At 50.0% G+C, this 25844-nt stretch carries 22 protein-coding genes; 9 read left to right on the top strand and 13 right to left on the bottom strand.

From position 1 onward, the window contains the following. Positions 1 to 58 precede the first annotated feature (58 nt). Positions 59 to 553, bottom strand: coding sequence for a DinB family protein (locus ACAN55_RS17920; RefSeq protein WP_379135811.1), 495 nt, complete (start codon positions 551 to 553; stop codon positions 59 to 61). A 283-nt stretch (positions 554 to 836) separates the two neighbouring features. On the opposite strand from ACAN55_RS17920, the gene ACAN55_RS17915 reads away from it, so the two are divergent. The 4 genes from ACAN55_RS17915 to ACAN55_RS17900 are packed head-to-tail and all read left to right on the top strand — an operon-like array spanning position 837 to position 6375. Then, positions 837 to 1526: an ABC transporter ATP-binding protein gene (locus tag ACAN55_RS17915; RefSeq protein WP_379135808.1), complete on the top strand. Its 690-nt coding sequence runs from the start codon at positions 837 to 839 to the stop codon at positions 1524 to 1526. Continuing rightward, a complete protein-coding gene (locus tag ACAN55_RS17910; protein ID WP_379135805.1) occupies positions 1510 to 2532 on the top strand; it encodes an efflux RND transporter periplasmic adaptor subunit in 1023 nt (340 codons plus the stop codon). The genes ACAN55_RS17915 and ACAN55_RS17910 overlap by 17 nt, the downstream gene beginning before the upstream one ends. Before the next feature lie 36 nt (positions 2533 to 2568). Beyond that, positions 2569 to 5469, top strand: a complete 2901-nt coding sequence (locus tag ACAN55_RS17905; protein WP_379135802.1) for an ABC transporter permease — start codon at positions 2569 to 2571, stop codon at positions 5467 to 5469. A 3-nt stretch (positions 5470 to 5472) separates the two neighbouring features. Further along, positions 5473 to 6375 carry an ABC transporter ATP-binding protein gene (locus tag ACAN55_RS17900; RefSeq protein WP_379135800.1) on the top strand — a complete coding sequence of 301 codons (903 nt, stop codon included), beginning with the start codon at positions 5473 to 5475 and terminating at the stop codon, positions 6373 to 6375. A 76-nt stretch (positions 6376 to 6451) separates the two neighbouring features. On the opposite strand, the gene ACAN55_RS17895 is transcribed toward ACAN55_RS17900, so the two are convergent. The 3 genes from ACAN55_RS17895 to ACAN55_RS17885 form a co-directional block, all read right to left on the bottom strand. After that, positions 6452 to 7585 (bottom strand): hypothetical protein, encoded by a 1134-nt coding sequence (locus ACAN55_RS17895; RefSeq protein ID WP_379135798.1) that lies wholly within the window; start codon positions 7583 to 7585, stop codon positions 6452 to 6454. Positions 7586 to 7815: 230 nt separating this feature from the next. Continuing rightward, the gene (locus ACAN55_RS17890) at positions 7816 to 7983 is read right to left on the bottom strand and encodes a hypothetical protein (RefSeq protein WP_379135795.1); all 168 of its coding nucleotides are present in this window, start codon (positions 7981 to 7983) and stop codon (positions 7816 to 7818) included. A 100-nt stretch (positions 7984 to 8083) separates the two neighbouring features. After that, complete coding sequence (locus ACAN55_RS17885; RefSeq protein ID WP_379135792.1) at positions 8084 to 10030, bottom strand: GTP-binding protein; 1947 nt, start codon at positions 10028 to 10030, stop codon at positions 8084 to 8086. A 223-nt stretch (positions 10031 to 10253) separates the two neighbouring features. On the opposite strand from ACAN55_RS17885, the gene ACAN55_RS17880 reads away from it, so the two are divergent. Both ACAN55_RS17880 and ACAN55_RS17875 read left to right on the top strand, forming a co-directional pair. Next, positions 10254 to 11228: an S-layer homology domain-containing protein gene (locus ACAN55_RS17880; RefSeq protein WP_379135788.1), complete on the top strand. Its 975-nt coding sequence runs from the start codon at positions 10254 to 10256 to the stop codon at positions 11226 to 11228. A gap of 291 nt (positions 11229 to 11519) precedes the next feature. Beyond that, positions 11520 to 12788 carry a MerR family transcriptional regulator gene (locus tag ACAN55_RS17875; protein WP_379135786.1) on the top strand — a complete coding sequence of 423 codons (1269 nt, stop codon included), beginning with the start codon at positions 11520 to 11522 and terminating at the stop codon, positions 12786 to 12788. On the opposite strand, the gene ACAN55_RS17870 is transcribed toward ACAN55_RS17875, so the two are convergent. Then, on the bottom strand, positions 12785 to 13141 hold the full coding sequence (locus ACAN55_RS17870; protein ID WP_379135784.1) for an NUDIX domain-containing protein: 357 nt from the start codon (positions 13139 to 13141) through the stop codon (positions 12785 to 12787). The genes ACAN55_RS17875 and ACAN55_RS17870 overlap by 4 nt on opposite strands. A gap of 104 nt (positions 13142 to 13245) precedes the next feature. Between ACAN55_RS17870 and ACAN55_RS17865 the strand changes: the two genes are divergently transcribed. Next, on the top strand, positions 13246 to 13845 hold the full coding sequence (locus ACAN55_RS17865) for an NUDIX hydrolase (RefSeq protein ID WP_379135781.1): 600 nt from the start codon (positions 13246 to 13248) through the stop codon (positions 13843 to 13845). A gap of 583 nt (positions 13846 to 14428) precedes the next feature. Here the strand turns inward: ACAN55_RS17865 and ACAN55_RS17860 are convergent. The 7 genes from ACAN55_RS17860 to ACAN55_RS17830 all read right to left on the bottom strand — a co-directional run bounded on the left by ACAN55_RS17860 (position 14429) and on the right by ACAN55_RS17830 (position 21590). Then, on the bottom strand, positions 14429 to 16570 hold the full coding sequence (locus ACAN55_RS17860; protein ID WP_379135836.1) for a Tex family protein: 2142 nt from the start codon (positions 16568 to 16570) through the stop codon (positions 14429 to 14431). Between the two features lie 126 nt (positions 16571 to 16696). Beyond that, entirely contained in the window at positions 16697 to 16879 is a 183-nt protein-coding gene (locus tag ACAN55_RS17855; protein WP_379135778.1) for a hypothetical protein, read from the bottom strand. Between the two features lie 21 nt (positions 16880 to 16900). After that, positions 16901 to 17251: a type II toxin-antitoxin system PemK/MazF family toxin gene (locus ACAN55_RS17850; RefSeq protein ID WP_379135775.1), complete on the bottom strand. Its 351-nt coding sequence runs from the start codon at positions 17249 to 17251 to the stop codon at positions 16901 to 16903. Positions 17252 to 17254: 3 nt separating this feature from the next. Next, positions 17255 to 17536, bottom strand: a complete 282-nt coding sequence (locus ACAN55_RS17845) for a CopG family ribbon-helix-helix protein (protein ID WP_036653428.1) — start codon at positions 17534 to 17536, stop codon at positions 17255 to 17257. A 212-nt stretch (positions 17537 to 17748) separates the two neighbouring features. Continuing rightward, positions 17749 to 18930 (bottom strand): alanine racemase, encoded by a 1182-nt coding sequence (gene alr / locus ACAN55_RS17840; protein ID WP_379135772.1) that lies wholly within the window; start codon positions 18928 to 18930, stop codon positions 17749 to 17751. Positions 18931 to 19155: 225 nt separating this feature from the next. Then, positions 19156 to 20241, bottom strand: coding sequence for a LolA family protein (locus ACAN55_RS17835; RefSeq protein WP_379135770.1), 1086 nt, complete (start codon positions 20239 to 20241; stop codon positions 19156 to 19158). Positions 20242 to 20378: 137 nt separating this feature from the next. Next, positions 20379 to 21590 carry an outer membrane protein assembly factor BamB family protein gene (locus ACAN55_RS17830; protein ID WP_379135768.1) on the bottom strand — a complete coding sequence of 404 codons (1212 nt, stop codon included), beginning with the start codon at positions 21588 to 21590 and terminating at the stop codon, positions 20379 to 20381. 159 nt (positions 21591 to 21749) lie between these two features. On the opposite strand from ACAN55_RS17830, the gene ACAN55_RS17825 reads away from it, so the two are divergent. Together ACAN55_RS17825 and ACAN55_RS17820 are read left to right on the top strand one after the other, a co-directional pair. Further along, positions 21750 to 23072 carry an ABC transporter substrate-binding protein gene (locus ACAN55_RS17825; RefSeq protein WP_379135765.1) on the top strand — a complete coding sequence of 441 codons (1323 nt, stop codon included), beginning with the start codon at positions 21750 to 21752 and terminating at the stop codon, positions 23070 to 23072. Next, positions 23069 to 24769: a methyl-accepting chemotaxis protein gene (locus ACAN55_RS17820; protein ID WP_379135762.1), complete on the top strand. Its 1701-nt coding sequence runs from the start codon at positions 23069 to 23071 to the stop codon at positions 24767 to 24769. Before ACAN55_RS17825 ends, ACAN55_RS17820 begins: the two co-directional genes overlap by 4 nt. 109 nt (positions 24770 to 24878) lie before the next feature. Here ACAN55_RS17820 and ACAN55_RS17815 read toward each other — a convergent pair whose 3' ends face one another. After that, a complete protein-coding gene (locus ACAN55_RS17815; RefSeq protein WP_379135833.1) occupies positions 24879 to 25790 on the bottom strand; it encodes a sigma-70 family RNA polymerase sigma factor in 912 nt (303 codons plus the stop codon). Positions 25791 to 25844 lie beyond the last annotated feature (54 nt).

The following is a 25844-nucleotide window of genomic DNA, read 5'->3' as shown; positions in this document are numbered from 1 at the left end:
TTGGATTGCCAAAAATAAAAGGCCGCCCCATAATTGGAGCAGCCCTGAATCCCGTTATTTAATTGAAGCTACGCTGTGAAGGCCATGAGCCCTGAAGCTTGCGGAGAAGCACGATCTGACCGGTATGATAGGCATCATGCAGAATAAGGCTCATCACTTCTTCGCCTGGAGCATGACCCGAACCACCCCAGTCATATGCCCCCTCTTCAAGCGCTTCGATAATCTCCCTGAGATCGGCGTGAACTTTCTTCAGTTTGGCAACGGCATTCTGCCAGGCGTCTTCTCCTGATTCCGTTACTGTAAATGTTGCTGTATTGTTCTCCAGGTCAGGCAACTGCTCTAGCCCTTTCAGCTTACGAAGCAGTCTCTCTTTATAATAAGTCAGATGGTTTATCGTCTCCCAGATCGAATTCCCCTCTTCACCCTGCGGCTTCCAGGAAGCCTGTACATGGTCTACCCCATCCAGTGCATCTCGGAGCGGCGGTGACCAGTCCTCTACATCCATGCAATAATCCCAATTCTGCAGTAAAACTTCACTGATTTTGTTCTGCATGATTAACCTCCCGAACGATGATATTGAAAATGTAACATATTGGCGGACGAGGGACAAATCCAAGAACGTAATATCCACCATGAAACAGCGCAATCCAAGACATTGTTATTTCCATTCACTGTAGTACATTGAAGAAGAACGATATGGGAAACGCTTGCAGATACGCAATATTTTAACGAAGCATAGTATTGGCTTAATTGGAGCTTATGCTTCCGATGCGAGTTTTGTTTCGTAGCTTATTCAAGGAAGCGGATGCTCCACAAAACTTTTAGGAGGCTGCTTAATGACGGAAACCTCGCATGAGATCATCCGTGCCTCGGGCGTTACCCGGACGTTCGGGCGCGGCAAGGGCGCTGTTACGGTACTAAAGGGCGTCGATTTGTCCATACCGGCAGGCAAGCTGATTGTTTTTAAAGGCCGGTCCGGCTCCGGTAAAACCACGCTAATCAACCTGCTTGGAGCGCTCGACCAACCTACCGATGGGACGATTATTTTTGACGGGTATGACTTGACGAAGGAGTCTGACCGCAAGCGGGATGAGATCCGCCGGAGTAAGATGGGACTGATCTTTCAATCGTTCGCGCTTATTCCGCTGATGACGGCTTATGAGAATGTGGAGTTTATGCTGCGCATCGCAGATTATCCGGGTAAGGAACGGCAGAAGGCGGCGATACATGCCCTTGAGCAGGTTGGACTGGCGTCCCGGATGCATCACCGGCCGTTCGAAATGTCAGGGGGTGAACAACAGCGTACCGCCATCGCGCGTGCCATCGCCCATAAACCAAAGCTGATTCTGGCCGATGAGCCAACCGCCGAGCTGGACAGTCGTACGGGGCTGAGTATTATCAAGAATTTTCGGGATCTGGTGCAGCAGGGGCTGTCCGTCATTCTAACCACCCACGACCCGGCCATTATGGATATTGTCGATCATGTCTATGAATTGGAGGATGGACAAATTGTCGCCACGAACTAAATCAATTATCGCTATTGGTGTCTCACTCCTGCTGTGCTCTGCTGTCTCCGGCTGTTCACTCCTGCCTGAAGAAGAAGCCGAGCTCAATCCGCCGCTGGTCAAACCTGCCCAAGAAAATTACCGTACCATTACTGCCGAAAGAGGAATTCTGCGCAAGGAGATCAGCGACACCGGCAGCTTCGTCTCTGTATCCACAGATATCGCCCAATACACCGGCCAAGGCGGGCGCATCGACAAGATTGAAGTACAGGCAGGCGACACCGTTAAGAAAGGCGATGTACTTGTCCGGCTCATTCTAGACGGCATCGATCTTCAGCTGAAAGAGCAGGAGCTGGCTCTTGAGAAAGCCAAATATGCCTATAAGATGACCCCCGCCTCCGATAAGGAAGCACGCCGGATCGCAAGCCTGTCCCTTGAAATCGAAGAGATCAAATACGACAAGCTTAAGGACCAATACAGCAGTAAAGTGATCACTTCGAAAATGGATGGTCAGGTGACCTTTACGGAGACACTGGCGGAAGGTGATTACGTCGAGCCCTATCAGACGCTGGTTGTCGTCTCCGATCCTGAGAAGCTGCGCCTAACCATGACAATAGGTACGGAAGTCGATCTAAGCAATGTGGATGTCGGGTCACCAGCCGAAGTGGAGATTGAGAAAAAGGTGTTCCCCGCCAAGGTCGTACAAACGCCGAGTTCAGCACCGGATACCTTAAATAAGGATCTGGCCGAGAAATACGCCCATACGCTCTATCTCGACGTTCCGAAGCTGCCGGATGGCACCGAAATCGGATCACAAGCCATCGTCAACATTATTACGGAGCAACGGGACGACATCATTAAAATCCCCAAGAACGGTCTGCGTACCTACCTCGGCAGAAACTTCGTCCGCGTCCTGGAGGACGGCAAACGGCTCCGGGAGATTGATGTCGAAGTCGGAGTTATCGGCTCCACTGAAGTAGAGATATCCAAGGGGCTGGAAGAAGGCCAGGTCATTGTACTGCAGTAACCGGATTATTATTTGGCGTTTCGGGGAGGCTACGGCATGGCACTACTTATCATGATTATCCGCAAAATGATTAAAAACAAATGGCTGGTCATCAGCCTCTTGATCGGCATGGTCATGACCTCCTCACTGGTCAGCACCATGCCCGTATATTCCGAAGCTATCCTGTCCCGCATGCTTGTGAAGGATTTGGAGCAGCTCCAACTGGACTACAATACATATCCCGCAAGCCACTACACCAAGCTCAGCTTCTCAGAAGGCAGCATGGATAAGCGGCTCAAGACCATTGATGAAATGGACAGCTTCATGAAAAATACGGCGGCACCCGGCTTTCAGCTGCCACTCCGTGAGCTGGTGTCCGAGCGGATCACGAAATTTATGCAGCTCCAAGTGGAAGGTGCCGCGGCCAATCCCAAGAAACTTAAACCGACAGCAGGCGTGAAATCGGCAAGCGGGATCGAAGAGCATGTGAAGCTGGTCGACGGACGCCTGCCCTCTTCTGCAAAGAATACTGATGGTGTGTACGAGGTCATGGTTAACCAGCGGACCCTGCAGGAATTCAACTTCATTCTCGGCAATATTATCAAGTTGGACGACAATGAGCTGAATCTCCATCTCCGGGTTAAACCGGTAGGCTTGTTTCAGAAAAAAGATGACGATGATCTCTACTTCCGCGACCCGCTCATGAGTGATTACAACCGCGTGTTCGTAATGAACGAGAACTTGTTCCAGAAGGAGCTGGTAGAGGGCCGCAAAGCGGCAGTGTCTTTGGCAAGCTGGTATTTCGTGCTGGACTATAGCCGGATGGAACTGAGTAAGGTTGATCCTTTTCTACAGACGGTGCAGCTGATTCAAGACACGGCCTATGCCAAGGTTCTGCCCTACCAGGCGGATTTCGACGTGCCTGCGACTAAGACGATTGAACAATATTTCGAGCGGTCCGAGCGGCTCAGCTTGCTGATGTGGTCGCTCAATATTCCGGTGCTCATCATGCTCGGATTCTATATGTTCATGGTGTCTAATCTGATCGTGGACCGGCAAAAAAATGAGATTGCCGTACTGCGCAGCCGCGGGGCAGCAAGGTGGCAGATTGTGCTGTCTTTTGCCATAGAAGGATTGATCCTCAGCGCTGCCGCTCTGGCGGCAGGCCCTTTCATCGCCACTCTGCTAACCCGGGTGCTGGGCGCCTCGAATGGCTTTCTGGAGTTCGTCCAGCGTGCCAGCCTGCCAGTTCATCTGAGCGCCAAAGCGTTTCGTTATGCCGGGGCCGCCGCTGGTGTCTCTTGGGTCATGATGCTCATTCCTGTGATTCGTGCGACCCGTGTCACTATTGTTGGACATAAGCAACAGCAAGCCCGCCTGCACAAAACGCCGCTATGGCACAAAAGCTTCCTGGATGTGCTGCTGCTGGCGATATCCGGTTATGGGCTGTTCAGCTTCCGCAAACGGCTGAGTGATTTGCAGAGCCTTGGCCTGCAGGCCGATGACCTGCGAATTGACCCGCTCCAGTTCGTCGTGCCTGCCCTGTTCATTGTCGGCGGGGGTCTGCTGCTTCTCCGGCTGTATCCGCTCCTGCTGCGGCTGATCTACAGACTGGGCCGGAGTTTCTGGCCGCCCTCCTGGTATGCCACGCTGATTCAGGTGGGACGGGCGAGCAGCCAGTATCAGTTCCTGATGATTTTCTTGATTATCACCATAGCTACCGGTGTATTCAGTGCAGGTGCCGCACGAACGGTCAACAACAATACGGAAGAACGAATCCGCTATAAGAACGGTGCAGATTTCACCCTCTCCGGGAAATGGCCGAGTGATGCGGCTGCTACACCTGCGGGGGGCGGAGCTTTTGCGGGAGCAGCCGGAGGGTCAGCGACACCCATCACCAAATCGGTACACTACACGGAGCCGCCTTACGATCCTTATCTGAAGCTCCCTGGAGTGGAGCATGCAGCCAAGGTGTTTGTGAAAGAGAATGCGGTTTTTAAAGCGGGAGACGGCAGTGGCAGAGCACGGCTGATGGGTATTGATTCCGATGATTTTGGCGCAACCGCGTGGTTCCAAAACGAACTTCTACATTATCCGTTTAGTGATTACTTGAACCTGATCGCTCCGGACTCCCGCGCGGTGCTCATCTCAAGTACATTAGCCGACCAGAACAAGCTGAAAGCGGGCGATACGCTGTGGGTGAGCTGGGATGATATCAGCCCGCAGCCCTTTATTGTATACGGGATTCTCCCCTACTTCCCGACCTTCAATCCGAACCCTGCTGCAGGTACTGCAAGCTCAGACTCGGAAGAGGCCTCATCCGGGTCTGAGGTTCCGATGCTGATTGTCGGCCACCTCTCACGGATTCAGCTGCAGCTGGCGCTGGAGCCTTATCAGGTATGGATTAAGATGAAGCCGGAAGTATCTACAGCCGCTTTTTACCAAGGAATTGAGAAGTCGGATATCCCTCTTAACCAGATTATTAATACCCGGGAGGAACTGGTCCGGGCGAAGAACGACCCTTTCCTGATGGCGCTGAACGGCATTCTGACGCTCGGATTTCTGATCTCCATCCTAGTTACCTTTGTCGGATTCCTGCTCTACTGGATGCTGTCGCTTAAAGGAAGAACACTGCAGAACGGCATCATGCGAGCCATCGGCCTGTCGCTGCGGCAGTTGATCGGCATGCTTGCGCTGGAACAGCTGCTGACCTCCGGCACTGCACTGCTCATCGGTGTCATTGTCGGGAATGTTACAAGCCGTTTGTTCGTGCCGAATTTCCAGATTGCTTTTAATCCGGGTAGTCTCGTTCCACCATTCCGGGTGGTCTTCGCTTCAGGGGACTTCGCCAGATTATATCTGATTGTCGGCTTCACATTACTGCTGGGCCTCGGGGTGCTGGGCTATATGTTGTCCCGTATCCGCATCCATCAGGCGCTCAAGCTGGGGGAGGATTAACAGATGATCCACTGTGAAGGCCTCGTCAAAATCTACAAGGCCGCCGATCTCGAAGTGTTCGCCCTGCAGGGTCTCGACCTCCAGGTGGAGGCCGGGGAGCTGATGGCGATTATCGGCAACAGCGGGAGCGGCAAATCGACGCTACTTAATATGCTGGGGGGACTCGACCGTCCCTCGGCTGGAAGCCTAATGGTAGACGGCAAGAACATGCTGAAGATGACCGAACGCGAGCTCGTCCGCTATAAACGGGAAAGTGTCGGGTTCGTCTGGCAAAATAACGCGCGGAACCTCGTCCCTTACCTCACCGCGCTAGAAAATGTGGAGCTGCCCATGCTGCTCGGCGGACGCCGCAAGCGTGAACGCGCCCTTGAGCTGCTGGAAGCCGTCGGCCTCGGCCACCGCAAGGACAACCGGCTCCAGCAGCTATCCGGCGGGGAACAGCAGCGGGTGGCCATCGCCATCGCACTCGCCAATAATCCCCGGCTGCTGCTGGCTGATGAGCCCACCGGCTCGCTCGATTCCCGCATGTCGGACCAGATCCTCGATCTGTTCCGGGAGCTGAACCGGACGATCGGTATCACTATCGTCATCGTAACCCATGACCCGCTGCTGGCGAAGAAGGTGGACCGGGTCGTCTCCATCCGCGACGGCAAGACTTCATCGGAAATGATCCGCCGCAAATCCTACGCGGAGGAGCTTGAGGAGCTGGAGCAAGGCATTATCTCTGCCGAAGCTGCGGAGGATTCCCATGTGGAATACGCCATCCTTGATAAGGCTGGCCGCCTGCAGATTCCGGCCGCCTACCTGGAGTCCATAGGCGTCAAGGATACGAACAAAGTGAAACTAGAGCTGGCCGATGGGCGGCTGGTGCTGACCTCACCGGAGGCGGCTGAAGTGAAGGGGTAGAGAAATACCCGGCTGCGGGATATGCGGCCGGGTAATTTTATAAGGAGCTAGCCAATAATCTGCCTAACGCATCTCATCAAGGAATCTCATTATAGATGTAAATTTCGTGAATGACACCATGCTTCACTTCATACCGCGCATAGTCGTATTTCTCAGGAATAGAGATCCTATAAGCGCAGTTGTCCGGATCCGTTCTGCCATCTGGAGCAATCGGGATGTCACGATACGCGCTTTTTAAATCGTCCAGATTCATACCTACTCTTAGTCCTTTGACGGTTGTCTGAGTGGAATCCGTTAATTTCATACTCATTATCCAGAAGGTTTTGCCATTCCCCTTCGGAGAGAACAACTCCATCTCAAGACCGGGATACTTTATTTCTTTAAGATAAGAGCCTGTGAGGGTATCCGCATTTTGAAGCGTAGTCGTATGCTGCGAAAGAGGTTCTCCAAGTAAAGAGATAAGGTCAATTTCATTATCCCAGCCGTGTAACGGCACTATATTTTCATTGATCATAATTGCGAAATCGTCTTTATCGATTTGTGTCTCCTTGATCAACATCGGAGTGACCGTCCGGGCAGTGAGATCAACGGTTAGCCAGTCAATGGTCTTTGATCTTCCACTCCCTACATTATAGACTTGGAAGACTAGTTTACCCTGATCCTCATGACTCAGCGAAACAAAGGTAATCCCGTCAACATACTCTAAATCGGCGAAGTGTCTTTTAGCGTAATCTCTGGCAAGTGCCTGCGCTTGTTCTTGTTCAGGTGTCAGCGGGGCTCGGGTCGATTCAACTTGGTTCGCAAAACACATACCCGACATGAAATCACATGTTATCTCGCGCGTACGCGGATTTACGTGAAACCATTCCATAACCTCCGTTGTTGCAGAGAAGCTTTGCGTAATTGTATAGTTCCCATTCTTGTCCAATCCCCGTGACCGTACTGAGGACACTCTCAGGTCTTCATTGGTCAGCTTCGATTTAATGAGTTCAACAGCTTCATCTTCAGTCATCAGGGTCTCTTGCGGGTTGTTCGTTACCTGCGGCGTGGCAGTAGAATTCTGTGTTGAAGCTGAGGTCTGCAGACTTGCTGAGGTCTGCGGTGTGGCTGAGGTCTGCGAAATGTCTGAAGCCTGCGGGCTATCCCCCGATTGGATGCTGGAACAACCAGCTAAACTGATGAATAATAGCAATGCTATAAATAGTTTCATTACTGCCTCTCCCCGCACTGAAATCTCTCAAACCAAAATGCCCCAATAGGGGAAATTGATTCCTTCTAGTTAACCCCTATATATTCTCCGGTAGCTGGTAGTTTCCCTTCTGAAGTAGAAGGTTCAATCTGTCTCCGTATGAAATCACCAAAAATCCACCCCCATCAATAGCAGGGTGGACTCACAATCCGGTCATTAGTTGAACCCGTCTTAATATGTTGCAAGCCGCTTTAGAACATCGGGAAGACGTATTTGACCAGGAAGAACAATACACCGAAGAAAATAATCAGATAGGCGGCGTATTTGATAAATGTGGATGCGACAAGGCTGGAGTCGGATTTCTTATGCACCTCAGTACGTTCCACTTCGACGCTTCTGTCCTTGTAGTTTGGATCCATTATCATTCTCTCCTTTCAAATTTGGATTATATAAATTGTAATTACAAGCGCTTATATAGCCCATTAACCCGAGTCTTTCCTGCTTGAAACAAAGCACCCTTTATAGTGCCTTCCGCACACTCAGAATATATTTGGCCTGATCCAGCGGATTCACACCTCTCCGGGTACGCTCTGCGGTCACATCCGGCGGACATTCTTCATATCCGGTGAAAAAAGAAGTGAACGTGCTGCGCCCCTTCGTATACGAGCTGAGCGCCACCGGATAATCCAGTGAAGTCGCCAGCGGCAGCCGGCCTTCAATGATCATCCGGTCCCCCTGGAGCAGCGGCGGCTCAAAGGTGCCGCGCATCTGCACCAGATCGTTCATGACCCGCCCGCCATTCTCTTCCGGGACAACGATCCTCACTTGAAGAATCGGCTCCAGGAGCTTGGTGCCGACCCGGGACAAGCCGTCCATGATGCCCATCGGGGTTGCCACAGCGAAATCCAGCGGATGCGTATGCCACACATGATGCTGCCCCTCGGTCAGCGTGATCTTGAGATCCGTAACCTCCCAGCCATATAACCCCTGCTGGAGCGCTTCCGGTACACGCCGTGCCGTCTCGTTCTGATACTGCGGCAGCAGATCCGAGCTTCGCACCACCGATTCGTAGGACAGGCCGCTGCCACGCGGGCCCGGCTCAATATGAAAGCGCAGAATCGCCCAGCATGGCTTTGGCATCGTATAGGCGATGAAGCCTTCACCTGTGGTCTTCGGTGTTTCCTTGTAGATGACAGAGGGTTGTCCGAAGGTTACTTTCAGCCCGTAACGGGTCTCCAGCACACTGCCGAGAATCTCCAGCTGGATCGGTCCCATCACCTTGATATGCAGCTCCCGCTCCTCGGGAAGCCATTGGGCATCCAGCAGCGGGTCCTCGTCGGCCAGCTCCTGAAGTGCGCCGATAACCTGATGGTCGTCAGTCCCTGCCTCCCAGTGCACACGCACGGTAAGAAGCGGCACCGCGAGCTTCGCCTCCTGCGGAACAGCATCGGGACTCCCGAGGATATCTCCGACCCGGACATCGGGAAGTCCGTACAGGACGGCGATGTCCCCTGCCTCCAGTGCTCCCACATCCTCCGTACGTCCGCCTTCTACCTTGCGGATTTGCGTGATTTTGCCCTGGCTGCCCTGCGTAAAATTAAGCACCGTCTCCCGGTTGCGGATCGTTCCCTCGTACAAGCGGACAAAGGCCATACGCCCCATATTTTTATCGCGCTGGATGTTGTAGACAACCCCTGACACGGGCTGCCCGGCATCCCCGCCTGCACGCGGCAAATAATCCAGCATGGCATCCAAAAGCCCGGTAATCCCGATCCCTCTGGCAGCCGCTCCAAATACTACTGGGAACAGCTGACCGTCTGCTACTTTCCCGGCCATATGCCTTTTCCAGTCATCCATTCTGATAGCAGCACCCGACATATACGCCTCAAGTAAGGCTTCATCCCGCTCGGCCAGCGCTTCCAGCAGCTCGGTCTGCATCCCGGCATCCGTACCTTTGTCCCATAAATCCGCCGTACCCGTGAATTCCTGCTCCTTACCGAGCGGCTGCTGCACGGGAATGAGATTGTCCGACAGATAGGTACGGGCCTGAGCCAATACAGCATTTGGATCAGCGCCCACGCGGTCCATTTTATTAATAAAAATAATCGTCGGGATGTTCAGCTTCCGCAGCGCATTCCAGATCATTTCGCTCTGCGCCTGCACACCTTCTACCGCCGACAGAATCAGCACGGCACAGTCCATCACGCGCAGCGAACGCTCCACCTCCGACAGGAAATCGACGTGCCCGGGGGTATCGACGAGGTTAATCTGAACGCTTTTCCAGTTAAAAGAGGCCAGCGCCGCACGCACGGAAATCCCCCGCTGTTGCTCCACCTCAAGGGAATCGGTCAGCGCGGTTCCGCTGTCCACACTGCCCAGTGCGCGGATGCGCCCGCTCTCATACAGCATGTGTTCAGACGTTGTCGTCTTCCCGGCATCCACATGCGCAAATATCCCAATATTCATTCGTTCCATCCTGTGCTGCATGATCTATGTGCTCCAATCATTGTCTATAATAAATTAACGAGAACGCTATCATTCACTAGTCTACAGTTTAAGCCGGACATGTTCCAGCGTAAATAGCATGGAGACTGTTCTATGTACATCTGGCCGATTTATTAAAATTTTTCACATGAACTGCAACCTTTTACGGCAACCTGACATCTATAAGGGTGAGGTGATGAGGACAATGAATAAACATAATGTAATCAACCGCGCTAAAAAAATAACTATAGCGTGCAGTATCCTGGCAGCATCCGTATCCTTTGGAGCTTCAGCGTTCGCATTTTCCGATTTGAAAGGAAATCCCGCTGAAGGTAAGATCAACGCTTTGCACAGTAACGGCGTTATTAACGGTGTAACTTCCAACAAATTCGCGCCCAAATCAAGCGTAACCTTTGCTCAAGGCGTGCAGTTTATCGTCAGCGGCCTGCAGTTGAAGGCTAATGCAGCACCAGGAACTCCATCCAAGGCAAGTGACTATTTTGATAAAGTCAGCGACAAATCCTGGTATGCCCGAGCTTTCGTGATTGCCGAGCAGAACGGCTTGTCCATTGACAAAAATGTGAATCCGAACAGTGTAATGACACGTGCGCAATTTGCTCATCTGATGACTCAGGCGCTCCTGAGCAAAGGCGAATTCGCTGTAACCAAGATGTATGTGAATGTGGCAGACGGCGATAAGCTGTCTGGTGAAGTGATGAACAGTCTTCAAATTCTTCTGAACACACATCTCATCACTTTGGATGCAGGCGGTAAATTCCGTCCAAATGATCCCGTGACCCGTGCAGAAGCCGCAGTCTGGATCTATGATGCCGCTCAATTTGCCAAAAAGGTGATCACTCCGAATCAACAGCCTCAGCCGCAAACACCGGTCTACGAGCAAGCCGTAGTCTCTGTGGTAAAAGCTGCGGAAGGCGTGAACAAGGTAACTTTGACAGTCGATAATCTGCCTAACCCGGGGTATGGCCTGGCGATTGACAAGATCGAATTCGGCAAAGACAAAACAGCCGTAATCTACTACCGTGTAACCACACCGGACCCTGACAAAATGGTTGCCCAAGTGATCTCTAAAGCCTCCGTTGTGACGTATCTGCCGGAAGGCTATACAGCTACCGCTAAGATCGTGGCATCCGGATCATCTTCTTCCGCTTCATCTAAATAAAGAGCTGATTCATACGGAACACTTTTTACAAAAATAACCTCCAGGTACCTCTCTGCCCGAACCAGGGTATGCAGAGATATCTGGAGGTTTTTTGGTATGCCTGGCCGTATTCCCTTTAAGCTACCCGATGTACCCTGTAACTTAAGTCTGGTAACCGCTTGGACATTCTCCGTTTGATACTCTTGCTGTAACTTATTTCTGAATGATAATAATTCAGCGCTTGTGGGTGACGTTACGTCACCTGATATACTGAATTTATCAACATCAGTAATCCGTTATAGGGGGGAACACATGAAGCCAATAGGCTGGACCACCGGGCAAATCGCAAGACGCACAGGAATGACGGTGCGGACACTCCGTTATTATGACCGGATTGGGTTGCTGAAGCCCTCCCAGTACGAGGGTGATACACGTCTATATAACGAAAGTGATATGGCCAGACTGCAGAAAATCTCAATGCTGAAGTTCATCGGATTGTCCTTGGACGAAATGAAATCCCTTCTTGAAAATGAGGGAGAGAGTACGGATCTGCAGCGCTCCCTGTACCTGCAACAGCAACTCATCCGGCAAAAAATGCGGCATATGGAGAGCGTGGCAAAGGCTATTGATAGCTCCATTCTTTATATGGAGCGGCAGCACCAAAACCCGGACTGGGAAGAACTTGCCCGGATCATACAGACTGTCCGGTCAGAGAAGGATTGGGGTGAACAGTACCGCAACGCTACCCGTCTGCAGTCACGCATACATCTGTATGACCGGTTCAGTACTAATCCAATCGGCTGGCATACTTGGTTCTTTGATCACGTTCTGGCCGAAGCCGGACGACGGGAATCCGTGGCTGCTCCCTGTAGAATTCTCGACATCGGGTGTGGTGATGGCACTTTGTGGACACGAAACCTGGAACGGATTCCGGCTTACTTTGAAGTCACGCTAGCTGATGTTTCTGCCGGTATGCTGGAAGACGCCCGCAGCGCGTTGCGTTCTTCTTCTGAAAGTTCCCCCAAAGATGCAATGGGTCCGATTGAGACTCCTTCGCCCAGAGCCCTCAGTTCTTCTAAGAACTTCCCAAGCGGAGCAGTAGAGTTGAATTCCGCAAGGTTCCGCTTCCTGGAGGCTGATGTGCAGGCGTTGCCTTTTGCGGAGGAGGAATTCGATATCGTCATCGCGGGCCACATGCTGTACCATGTTGATCATTTGCCGCTCGGGCTGTCAGAGATCTCCCGCGTGCTGCAGAGAAGCGGTTCTTTCTTAGCCTCCACAATGAGCAGCCGCCATCTGGCGGAGATGGAAGAGCTTGCGCGAGCTTTTGATCCGGAGCTACGTGTACTGGATGATACGATTGAGCAGTTCAATCTATACAACGGTGCGGAGCTGCTGAGTCCGTGGTTCCCGGAAGTCGAACTTGTCCGCTACCCGGATTCTTTAGTCGTCACAGAAGCCGGACCGTTGATCCGCTACATGACCTCTACACCTATGAATGCCGGAATCAAGCTTCAGGGTGAAACGCTTGAGCGATTCACGGCCTACGTAGAACGCAAAGTATCGGAGACCGGAAGCTAGGTTTCCCCGATCTTGTGAATCTGCGACAGGCGGTAGCCGGTTTCTTCCTCTGCTTCACGCTTAATACATTCTTCCGGGCTGTCCTTGTCAAGAAGTCCGGCGCATGCCTCGATAAGCATTCCCGATTCATTCCCGTTCACATAGGAGGGGAGGCGGAATTGGCGTGTCAGCACGACAGTCTTTTTCTGCTTGTTATAGAGGAGGATGGCTGCACCATTTCCGCGGTCGTAAGCTTCACGCTGCTGCTCTTCCCAGGTGCCGTCACTGCGCTGATAGTCGAAGGTGTACTTTCTCAGCGTGTACCAGTTGTCGGATAATAAATCAACGGATTTTATGCGTACATTCGGGTTCATAAGAGAATCCTCCTTATTTTGAGCAAGATGATATTTCTCTCCTCCGGCATCCCGTTAAGGCTTATGCAGCAGGAAAAAGCCCATGTCCTTGGATATGGTTAGACATGTCTCCCGGCTCAGTTACAGAGATCTTATATCTGTTCGTAGCTGAATATTCCGACGAGATGAAAACCGGACGGGGCGGGGGACTCGATGAGGAACAGGAGAACATAGAAGTGTTGGAGATTCCGTTCGCTAGAGCGATGGAAATGGTCTCCTCCGGGGAAATCAAGGATGCCAAGACGATTATGCTGCTGCAGCATGTGAAGCTTCATGGAATGATTGAGCATTCGGAGGTATGTGATTCTATGCATATTCTTGTAGCCGGGCCATACCGCTCGGGAACCGGGGACGATCCTGACAAAATCGCAGAGAACCTCAAGGCCATGAACGATGCTGCCCTTCAGGTATACCGGCTTGGGCACCTGCCAGTGCTCGGCGAGTGGTATGCGCTGCCCTTATTGGACACGGCAGGATCCAAGGAGACCGGGGATGAACTATTCAATGAGATCTTCCACCCCTCTTCCATCCGTCTGCTGGCCCATTGCGACGCCGTCCTCCGTATCGGCGGCCCTTCCAAGGGAGCCGATGAAATGGTGCGCATCGCTGAGGACAGCGGGAAGAAGATTTTTCATGACATAAGGGAGCTAAGATCCGTGTTGTAAGTTAATCTGCTGATTCTGCAACCTCACTATGTGCGATAGAATATACCGGGTAATGCCCAGTAATCAATCTATTGCATGTTGTGCAGTAGATTGGTGCTGAGTTACTCTATTTTGATCAATCTATTGTATTTTGTGCAATAGATTTCCTTCAAAACACCGTATCCTATAAATTCAATTGCACTAAATGCAACAGAAGATATAAAATCGCCTGTTTCTTCCTCATTCTGTTGCACAAAATGCAACAGATGGGATTAGGACGGGAACAGAGAGGTACAGAGTTTCTTGAATTAGCTGTAAAGTACAACAGCGCTTTTCTAATAGGATCAGATGAAATGGCGCTGAAATGCACAAAGACATGGTTACCTTCCTTACCATCCAATATCATGCGGCTATACCCTTTATTTGCATTGTGCTACTTCAGAATGCCGCCGAGGTATCTTACCTGAACTAATATCCAACTAATATCAAACATAAAAAAGCCATCTACTTCTTGCAACAAAGTAGATGGCTTTGGTATTTATGCTTATCTGCGTAGCAGGCGCATGGTTAGGCACCTAAGATAACCACGCCCGTGTATATACGCTTATCCGCGCGGTGCGCGCATGGTTAGGCTGACGCGGCCTTTTTTAAGGTCGACGCCCATTACCCATACGGTTACGTTGTCTCCAATGGAGACCACATCCATCGGGTGCTTCACGAAGCTGCCGCTGAGCTGGGAGATATGCACCAGCCCGTCGTTCTTGATCCCGATATCGACGAAAGCGCCGAAGTCGATAACGTTGCGGACGGTTCCCTGAAGTTCCATACCGGGAACCAGATCCTCGATCTTCAGCACATCGGTGCGGAAGATCGGCAGCGGCAGTTCTTCGCGCGGGTCACGTCCCGGGCGCTGAAGGCTCTCCAGGATGTCGCGCAAGGTAGGTACGCCGACATCCAGCTTCACGGCAAGCTCCTCAGCGCTTTGTACCTCAAGCTGCGTTGCGAATTCTTTCGTACCAAGCGAAGCGGCTGAGAGCCCCAGCTCCCGGAACAAACGATCCACGACCGGATAGGATTCCGGATGAATCGGCGTCCGGTCCAGCGCATTCTCCCCGCCGGGAATCCGCAGGAACCCGATGCATTGCTCATAGGATTTAGCGCCTAGGCGCGGCACCTTCTGGAGCTGTTTGCGGGTTGTGAATTTACCATTCTCTTCACGGAACTTCACGATGTTCTTGGCGATCGTCGCATTTACCCCTGCCACATACGACAGCAGTGATGGGGAAGCTGTATTCACATCGACCCCGACATGGTTAACCGCAGATTCCACGACGGCCTTCAGACTTTCCTCCAGATGCTTCTGCGAAACATCATGCTGGTATTGCCCGACGCCGATCGCCTTCGGGTCAATCTTCACCAGCTCCGCCAGCGGATCCTGAACGCGGCGGGCAATCGATGCCGCACTGCGCTCCGCGACATCCAGATCCGGGAACTCCTCCTGCGCCAGCTTGGAGGCGGAGTACACGCTGGCTCCTGCCTCATTGACAATGAGGTACGCCAGCTCCGGATCGCCGATCTCGGCAATAACCTCGGCGGTGAACTGCTCCGTCTCCCGCGAGCCGGTGCCGTTGCCGATTACGATGAGCTGGATGCCGTATTTGGCAATCAGCTCCTTGAACTTCGCCGCCGCTTCGCGTTTCTTATTATTCGGCGGTGTCGGGTAAGTCACGGCAACCTCAAGCAGCTTGCCGGTATCATCCACTACCGCCAGCTTACAGCCTGTCCGGTAGGCAGGATCGACACCCAGCACACATCGGCCTTTAACCGGTGGTTGCAGCAGCAGACTGCGCAGATTACCCGAGAAGATCGATATCGCTTGATTCTCACCCCGATCAGTCATTTCACCGCGCACTTCCCGCTCTACCGATGGCGCAATCAGCCGTTTATAGGCATCTTCAATGACAGTGGTGAGCAGCGGCCCGACCGGAGAAGTGCCCTTCACAACCTTTCTGGAGATAAAGCCATGGATTTTATCGGACACTATTTCAATGCCTACCTTCAGGATGTTCTCCCGTTCTCCGCGGTTAATCGCCAGAATACGGTGAGGGGGCATTTTATGAACCGGCTCGCGGTAGCTGTAGTAGTTCTCATAAACGCTTTCCTGCTCGGCATCTTTAGCTTCGGATACCAGGATGCCTTGACTGGCTGTATATTCCCGCACCCAAGAGCGAATCACCGGATCATCTGCAATATTCTCCGCGATGATATCCATGGCTCCCTGAATCGCCTGTTCAACAGATTCAACGCCCTTGTCAGCATTCAAATATTTCGCAGCTTCTTCTTCGGCATTGCCGTTACGTCTCTGCTCCATAATCCAATCCGCGAGCGGTTCAAGCCCACGTTCTTTGGCAACGCTCGCGCGTGTTTTCCGCTTCTGGCGGTAAGGACGGTACAGGTCCTCAACCTCCTGAAGCTTCACTGCCCGGGCAATTTGTTCGCGCAGCTCGGGGGTCAGCTTACCCTGCTCATCGATGCTGCGAATCACGTCCTTTTTGCGTTCGCCCAGATTTCGCAGATATGCCAGTCGCTCCTCAATATCGCGAAGTGCGTTTTCATCCAGTTCTCCCGTCATCTCCTTGCGGTATCTGGCGATGAATGGAATCGTGTTGCCTTCGTCCAGCAATGATGCCGTTGTCCGTACCTGCCTTGCACTAATACTCAGCTCTTTGGCAATGGCCAAAATAATATTTTCCTGTTCCTTTTGAGCCGCTGCTTCATCAGTTACTGCAGCTGTATTATTATCTACGGTCAATCTTATCCCTCTTTCTTTACGTGTATCTGCTTACCGATTTTATTCATACTTCAAATAGTATCACAGTTTCACATGGCACCAAAATGCGGCACCCGGCCCATATTTTACTTCGCACGCACCTAACGGATGATTTCCAGTTCCGGCATACAAGCCCGCATAACAGGATTCCAACCATCCCGCAACGGCAAAAAGACGTGCCGGATGCTCTACCGGTACGTCTTTTTCACCCAAACATGAACTCATCTATGGTCCGCTGCTTTATACTTAAAAGTCAATCAAACCAAGACTGATTTGAAGTGCATCATCCACTTTGTGCATAGTGTCATCGTCCAGGTGGGTGATTTTATCAGTCAAGCGCTGCTTGTCAATCGTCCGAACCTGCTCCAGCAAAATAACGGAATCACGGTCAAACCCGTGAGAATCCGCATCAATTTCGACATGGGTAGGCAGCTTGGCTTTCTGGATCTGAGCCGTTATTGCGGCCACGATCACCGTCGGACTGAAACGATTGCCAATATCGTTCTGGATAACCAGAACGGGCCTTACTCCGCCCTGTTCCGACCCCACTACGGGGGAAAGGTCGGCAAAAAAAACGTCGCCGCGTTTAACGATCAATGTCTACACCCCGCTTACTAAGCGGCCAAGAGTACTGTCTGCATCTTCTTCCGCGAGAAAAGCCTCGCACGCCATGGTTAAGTTGATCTTAGCCATTTCCATATAGCCACGCTGCATGGATTCCCGGATAAATCTCTTCCTCCGTTCACTAAGGTACAACTTCATGGCCTGCCTAATCAATTCACTACGGTTGGAATTCTCCAGTTGAACGATTCCATCCACTTCCTGCAAGAGATGATCGGGCAAGCTGATCATGATTCTTTTGGTGTTTTGCAAATTGGCCACCTTCTCTTCCACCCCCACAAACCTTCTGCCCTTGTCTTTCAGTGTAGCAATATACAAGGAATTTTATACAAAGAATATATGCAGTCAGTATATCAAGTATGCTGCATCCCATTATAAACTACAAATGGTGGTTCGTATAGACTATACATCATATAGTTGTCTACGAGCTGTATTCTTTGGCACACTTTCCCTATTGCTTCATTACAAGAACATTACAGTTTTAGCAGGGCATTCACTAAATGTGGTGGCGTACCTTCACGAACATATACGCGCGGTACACGGTGAGCCAGCATGCAAATAACTTCGTAGTGAATGGTTCCAAGCTGGAATGCCAGTTCGTCTGCCGTGATGGACACGCCCGATTGGCTTCCGATGAGCACAACCTCTTCGCCGGCTTTGATTTGTTTCGCTTCTTCAGCGAAAGATTTGAGTGATACCATACACTGATCCATGCAGATTGTACCGACGACCGGAACGCGGCGTCCGCGTATTAGCACCTCAGCTTTGCCGCTTAGCATGCGTGAATATCCATCTGCGTATCCTACCGGAAGCGTTGCAATCACTTCTTCACTCTCCGTGACGTAACGCGTACCGTAGCTGATGCCCCAGTGGGGCGGCAGGCTTTTGATATAAGCCACCTGCGTCTTCAGCGTCAATACTGGTCGTAGGGTGATCCGCTGCCGGTTAACCTCGGCTGACGGGTACAATCCGTATATACTAATCCCTATACGCACCATATTGATGGACAGATGAGGTGTATCTATGGCTGTAGCGCTGTTGCCCGTATGTATGATCGGGAGATGAATCTCCTGTTCCCGAAGTGCTTCCGCCACGCCCGTGAACCGTCGGTGCTGCTCCAGTGTATAGCTTTTGTCTTTTTCGTCCGCTTTGGCAAAATGGGTAAACATTCCCTCCAGCTCCGCTTGCGCAGTGCGATACACTTCAGCGATAAAAGCCGGTGCTTCCGCTGGCAGCAATCCCAGCCGTCCCATCCCGCTGTCAATCTTGATGTGCACCTTAAGCCTATGGTTGAGATCCAAAGGAAGATTTCTTACCGCTTCCAATACCTCCGGTGTGAATAAAGTTACGGTGACGTTGTTCTCCCAGGCCACTGCTATGCCTTCAGGTGAAGTATATCCCATCACCAGGATAGGAAGTAGTATTCCCGCCTGACGCAGCTCCAATGCTTCATCCAAAAAAGCCACGCTTACATAGTCCGCTCCCAGTGATTCCATTTCACGCGCAATTTCCACTGCCCCATGGCCATACGCATTTCCTTTGACACATGCCATAAACTTCGTTTCTGCCGGTAATGCCTGACGGAAAGCCTCGTAGTTGGCACGTAAATCATCCAGATTAATCTCGGCTACTGTCGGTCGATAGCTTGCTTGCACTTCTAGTCACCTTCTTACGTTATTGTAAAGCAATAGGCAGCACCCTAATAGACCACTGTCTTAAACGTAATGGTAATGCTACCGAAGGCGACTGTCAATGTAAGAAGAACTATCCCCGATGTTGGAAGAAACCCACCTCCTTTCCATTGGAAAAAAAAGAAAAAAACGGATACCACGCAGTAGAGGAAATGCTTCCACCTTAGCGCAGTATCCGCCTACTATTGGTTATTTACCCGTTTGTCCCTCCATAGAAGCGGCAATTTGCATCATTTCCGCAACTGGAAGATTGGAACTTGTAATCCGGTACTCCATTCCTTCCGTCATCCAGGTTAAGGTCAACTGTTCGTCTCCGCTTAGAAGGCCGGCAGTGAAGCCTAGGTCCACCAGTGTTCCAGGTGCGAGCGACACCGCGCGGTCAAGAGGACGTGATTCCATAATGGTATATTGATAAATCCCGTCATACCGGATAAGAGCCGCGTGATCCTGACTGTTCTCCATCTTGTGGGAATCCTTGAGCTGTACACCCTCCGGAACATAGAGCGGCTCGATAATTCCGAAATCTCCGAGCTCAGCAGCAACCGGTACTCCAGCCCCCTCTTCATCTCCGGAAGAGACTACCGGGTTACCGTTCTCATCCACCTCGGCGACCGTACTTTCGGAAGGCGACTGGGTGGTCATATTCTTTTGCATATCAAAAGATCCTTCTGCGAACTCCGCATCGAACTTGAAGCTCTCAAATTTCACATCCACGATGACTTTAGCCTCAGAATCCGAGACTTGCACCTGCTTAGGCGCATAGGACTTTTTATCAAGCCAAATCTTTTGACGTACAAGCGAACTGCTCTGATAATTAGCCGCTACTTCAAATATGTAGCTGTCCTTGTCGGCCACGAACTGGCGGTTGTTGTCGGAGACAATTCCCCGTACTAGCGTCTGGTACAAATAGACCTGGCCTTGATTGTCCGGCCAATCGCTCTGGAAGCGGAAGCTTTTGTTCAGGGCAGGTGTCAGTACGAACACTCCATCATCGTTGCGCAGGACAATCTGGGTGATATCCTTCTGCACATTCGATAAGCTGATCCGGTAATACGAAGGGCTCTTGTACCACACCTCTACCTTATACTCCTGAGGCTGCTCACCAGTATACAAAGTCATCGTTCCCGCACCTTGATAAGCACCCTGCTTGCTCTCCAACTTGTCGGCCACATTATTCAAATCCTTGACCACGGAAGCGGAATCTTTTTTCCCGCAACCCGTCAACACCAGGGCAACGCTCATAATGATTGCGAGTACCCATGTTATCCGGCGCATGACATCATCCCCTTAACCTGTTTTGAATGCCTTGATTAGTACATGTCTATGAGGGACTTGGCCGCAATATGCAGACGGGCATGACAAGCGTAAGGCTTGAACAAGAAAAGATTCAGATTCAGAGAGCACTGCAGCATTTAGTTCAGGTTATATTGAATCAGTTTGGAATCAGATACCATGTACAACTTATTGTTTGCAAAAAAGGCATCATCATAATAATAGTCAGTTTGTGTTTCTTCAAATTTGATTGGATTGGGCAAAGTAAAAACGGTCTTATAGCTTACTCTGTCTACAACCGTCAGACCATTCGATCCATAATCCGAAGAGATGCTTATGTATTTATCATCCACTCTTAATTTATACCCAATATTTTTCATCGGGCTTAACACGAGGTGGTTGAGTACTTTACCGCTGGAGTTTATAGCATAAAACCCTGAATCAGTCGTAAATACAAGATTCCCGTCTAATACATGTACAGGCTGTGTATACGCAGTATCTATCGAGGAATCTATCGCTTTAGTCCATTTCTGTTTGCCTTTATTATCAAAGGCTACAAGCAGTACGCTGCTCTGGGAGACAACGATTTTAGCAATGTTTAGTTCACTGTTAAGCTTCTCAACTTGTATTACATTCCAATTTTTATTAGTGGGGAAGCTCATTATCTTGTTCATGTTCCAATCAAGAAAATCTAGTGATAGCGATTCAGCCTTCGCATTACTCTTCAAGAGTACGTATTCATTCCCTTGGACACGTTTAATTGAACTATTGGCTAGATCCTTGGTTGTACTCAACTCTCTCTTCCAGGCAAGCTTCCCTTTGCTGTCAATAGCGTAGACATTTGAAACATCATCATAAACGAGCAGTTTATCGTTCACCTTGCCGGATATCACCAAATAGTTAGCAAGAGTAATTCTCCAGTTCAGCTTACCTTCAGGACTAATGGAGTAGACATCCATATCTCTAGAGAATTGCTTCAGACCCGTGTCAATCACACCATGCAGGTTCCCGTCTTTGTCGATATAAAATTTCTGATCAATTAATGCCCCGCCGTATACCGGATATTTCCATTGAATCGCCCGTTTATCAGGGTTCACCGCAACAATAGTTTGTCGTAAGTACTGCCCCTTCGCATTCCGAGGAGGCTTAGACCACACTGGTATAGAGAAATACATCAGTCCGCTCGGTCCTGTACCCACGTAATCGATTTCGGAATAACTGTTAAAAGGTAATGACCATTGCTCCTTCAGATTTACACCTTGCCCACCCACGGTTTCAGCAGATACCGGAGTGTATTGCAGCGTAACGACGAGAATAATTAGCACGTAAAAAATCCCCAAGATTTTTTTCAAATCTAATCCCCCTTACTATTTTTTACATATAACTTAATTATTATCGGTCTAATGTATACAGTTCATAAAAGCAGCCCTCTATTCCGATATACAAAAAGGAAGTAAAAAAGTCAAATTATTTTAAATTACGACAATTATCAACAAAAGGCGGGGAATGTATTGATTAGAAAGAAATTGGCAAAATGGGCATTGGGGGTAATCAGCCTTTTAGTGCTATCCACGATTATGGGCTGTAATAACTCCAACCAAGAGGCCACAGACAAAACTACAGATAAGGAAATTAACCTGAAGTTTATCTGGTGGGGCAAGGAGCAGCGGAAACAAAGTACGCTGAAAGTAATCGAACTTTATGAGAAGTCACATCCAAATGTTCATATTACAACGGAGGATTACTCGGTCAAAGACGATGTGGCTACTCAGTTAGCCATAGAGACAGCCGATGAGGATACCGCTGATATTATGCAAATGGATTATGAATTTATTTTTGACTATATTAACCGGGATTTGATCGAACCGCTCAATCCTTATATAAAGAATACAGTTCTCAATACCTCTGATATTTCCAAAACCACGCTTGCACCCGGAATGAAGGGCGATCAACTCTATGCAATGAATATTGGCATGAATTCTGAAGCCCTGTTGTATGATCCTGAACTATTTGAAGAAGCAGGCGTTGCAGTTCCTTCCCAGGAATATACGATTGATGAGCTCCACACCGCACTGGTGCAATTAAAAGATTCTGTTGATTCTCCGGATTTCTATCCCCTAGGGAACATGTTCAATGTGAATTACTATCTGAGAGCCCGGGGCTTCTCCATGTATAACAAGGCAAACAACGGGCTTGGCTATGTAGACGATCAGGTTATGGCAGATTATTTGGCCCTATATAAAAAATGGTCAGATGAAGGGTTATTAAAGAGCGATTCCCTGCAGGAAGCACCTGTTGATGAGAATCATCCTATAGTAACAAGACAAGCTGCCTTTTACTTTGGGTTCAGCAATAACGTGACGGTTCTGAGCAAACTAACCGGTCACACCATCAAGATGCTTCCCCTTCCACAAGGTGCCGATGATGCCGAAGGCAGATTCATTAAACCCTCAATGTTCTTAGCTGTATCTTCTTATTCGAAGCATGCTGAAGAAGCAGTTAAATTCGTTGATTTTTTCGTGAATAACGCAGAGGCAAATGATATTCTTAAGGGCGAACGCGGAGTGCCTGTATCCAGTGTAATTGCAGATAATCTATCTAAAAAGGTAGATGAAGCCGGTAAACAGCAATATGATCTGCTGGAATTTCTGAAGTCCCATTCGGCCCCGATTGATCCGCCTGCCCCCGGTAAATCAGTCGTGGTAAAAAATGCTTTTCAATTAACGCTTAAGCATGTCGTGGACGGGTCTCTAACTCCTGAGCAAGGTGCCAAAAACATCAGAACAGACGCGACAGGAATTCTGCAAGGCAATAAGGGGGCAGCAGCGAAATGAATAACTTCTTGGGTAACTTTACGATCAGAAAGAAACTTTATGGCGGGTTCGGCCTAGTCCTGATTCTGCTGCTTATTGTAGCTATCAGCAGTTTCTCCTACCTTTCCAAGGTTAACAAATCCTATACTTTTCTGCTCTCAAATAAATCCGAATCTGTCCAATTAATCAAGGATCTGCGGGTAACAGTAGAAATAGAGAATTCCAGCCTGAATGGATATTTAGTGAATGGCGATGAAGCCAACCTTGCTTCTTTTGAAGAAGCACAGGCGAATTTCAGCACAACTGTAACACTGCTGCAATCCATACTAGAAAGTAATGAACATCAAATTCTGTCTGGTCTTGATCTGCTGCATAATCGTTATGTTACTACAGCTATGCAGATCATCGATGCCAAGAAACGGAATAGCACCGAGGAATATCTGGACATTATTAAAAAGCAGGCTCCTGTACTTAGCAAATTCACCAGTACCGCTGAACGGTTTGTGAAGCAACAGGAGGAAGAGCTTACGTTGGCTGCTGATTCAACATACGATGAGGTGTCCGGCATTAAGGTGCTCGTTCTGACATTGACTTTTGCCGCCATAGTACTAGGTTCTGTAGCGAGTGTTCTGATCAGCAGAGCAATTTCAAACCCTATTCTTAAGCTACAAAAGATGGCTGCTCAAATCGCTCAAGGAGACTTAAGAAATACGTTGGTGGATATCAAGAACAAAGATGAAATCGGTCAATTGGCTTTGGCCTTTAACAACATGGGCAACCATCTCAGGGATCTAATTCTGGAAGTAGGTTCAAACGCGGAACAGGTTGCGGCCTCTTCGGAAGAACTCACAGCAAGCGCTGAACAAACGGGACAAGCCACAGAGCACGTAGCAATGATTACTGAGAAATTGGCGGAAGGCGCACAGACGCAAGTGAACAGTATTGAAGCCAGTGTGGCACTTGTACAAAAAATGGACAGTGAAGCAAATAGCATCGCAGTTCGTTCCGTTCATGTTAAAGAATCAGTAGATGCTGCATCTGGATTAGCCTCGGAAGGAAAACAGGCTATTGAAACGGCTATTCACCAAATGTCGGCTGTATCTGTAAATGTAAGTGAGGTTTCACAAGTCGTCCGCGCTTTGGGTGAAAGCTCCAAAGAAATCGGCGACATCATCGCAATCATTACAGATATCGCTAACCAAACCAATCTGCTTTCACTGAATGCAGCCATTGAAGCAGCCAGGGCCGGGGAACATGGCAGAGGTTTCGCAGTGGTGGCTGATGAAGTCCGCAAGCTGGCTGAGAAAACGGCTGAATCCGGAAAACGTGTCTCCGAGGTCATTAGTTCCATTCAGCAGGAGACGAACCGGACCATAATGATGGTGACTCAAGGAGAGAAAGAGGTCTCACTTGGTATCGATGCCGTACAAACGGCCGGTCAGTCCTTCGTCGAGATCGAATCCTCTATCCAGGCAATCAATGAACAAATGGAAGGTGTGTCCACCTCTTCACAGGGAATGTCTCAGGAGACTCATGAGCTGGTTATCGCCTTTGAGCATATTAATACAATTACCATCTCTTCCTCCGAAGGAACCCATGATGTGTCTGCTTCGGCGCAAGAGCAATTAGCCAGCGTAGAAGAAATTGCAGCCGCATCCCGTTTATTATCGGAGCTTGCACAGGAACTGCAAGAAAGTATTTCAAAGTTTACTCTATAGGCATGATTCATTGACTATTTTACGAATGAAAAGAAAACAAAGAAGCGACTCTCCTATTTCTGGGGAATCGCTTCTTTGCGTGTTCAGTCATTGATGGGACCACTCCAGGTCAGACGATAATATGCTGTAATTTCTCCGGATCGAGCATCAGATACAGCCCCTCAATCCGGTCTGCTGAACGATTCAGTGACATACAGAGCACGGCCATAATTTGGCCTTCCTTCCGGTACACGATGTTCAGCTCTCCATTGATAAGGGCCGTTGTGGTCTCCCAGTCGCGGAGAGTGTAGAGCACCCGGCGTGAAGTCAACAGAGCCAGAACACCCTTCTGTCCCTTCATCGGCCGGAGTACTGTATGCACATGTTCGCCGCCATCGGAGATGAACACCGGATTCTCAGCCAAAAGTTCAAGCATTCTGCTGACATCATAAGCGGCAAAGGCTGCAGAGAACCGTTTCAGCAGAGCAGCCCTCCCCGGCTCAGCTGTCAAGCGGCGGCGCTCAATAGCAGTCTCAGGCTGAAGACTGCGTTTGGCACGGCTGAAAATTTTACGGCAATTTGCTTCAGACTTATTCATAATCTCCGCTATAGCCTCGTACTCATATTCGAACACTTCACGCAACAGAAAGATCGCCCGCTCGGCTGGCGCAAGCTTCTCCAGCAGCACCAGAAAAGCATAAGACAAGGTATCCTGCCGCTCGGCCGTCGCCTCCGGTCCGTCATATGATGCGGTGATAGGCTCAGGGAGCCATTCTCCGGTATAGGTTTCTCTCCGGCTGCGAGCAGATTGCAGCAGGTTGAGGCAGCGGTTGGTAATACCTTTGGCAAGGTAAGCTTTCATATTGCTGATACCGCTCCTGTCCCTCCGGGCAAGCTCCGTGAAGCAATCCTGAACGACATCCTCCGCATCCGCAGCCGTTCCAAGCATCCGGTAGGCAATGGCAAAAGCGTAATTTTTATAGTTACGGTACAATTCCTCAATGTCCTGTTTCACTTCATCGTTTATGTCCGTACCCGGCATATCATTCAATTCCTTCACGCTCCTCCCCACTTCCTGCTGCATCTTCTCTTCAAA

This window comes from Paenibacillus oryziterrae (genome assembly GCF_042610485.1).
Taxonomy (GTDB): domain Bacteria; phylum Bacillota; class Bacilli; order Paenibacillales; family Paenibacillaceae; genus Paenibacillus_AQ.
The sequence above is the reverse complement of the archived record's forward strand: the minus strand, read 5'-3'. Positions and strand labels throughout refer to the sequence as shown.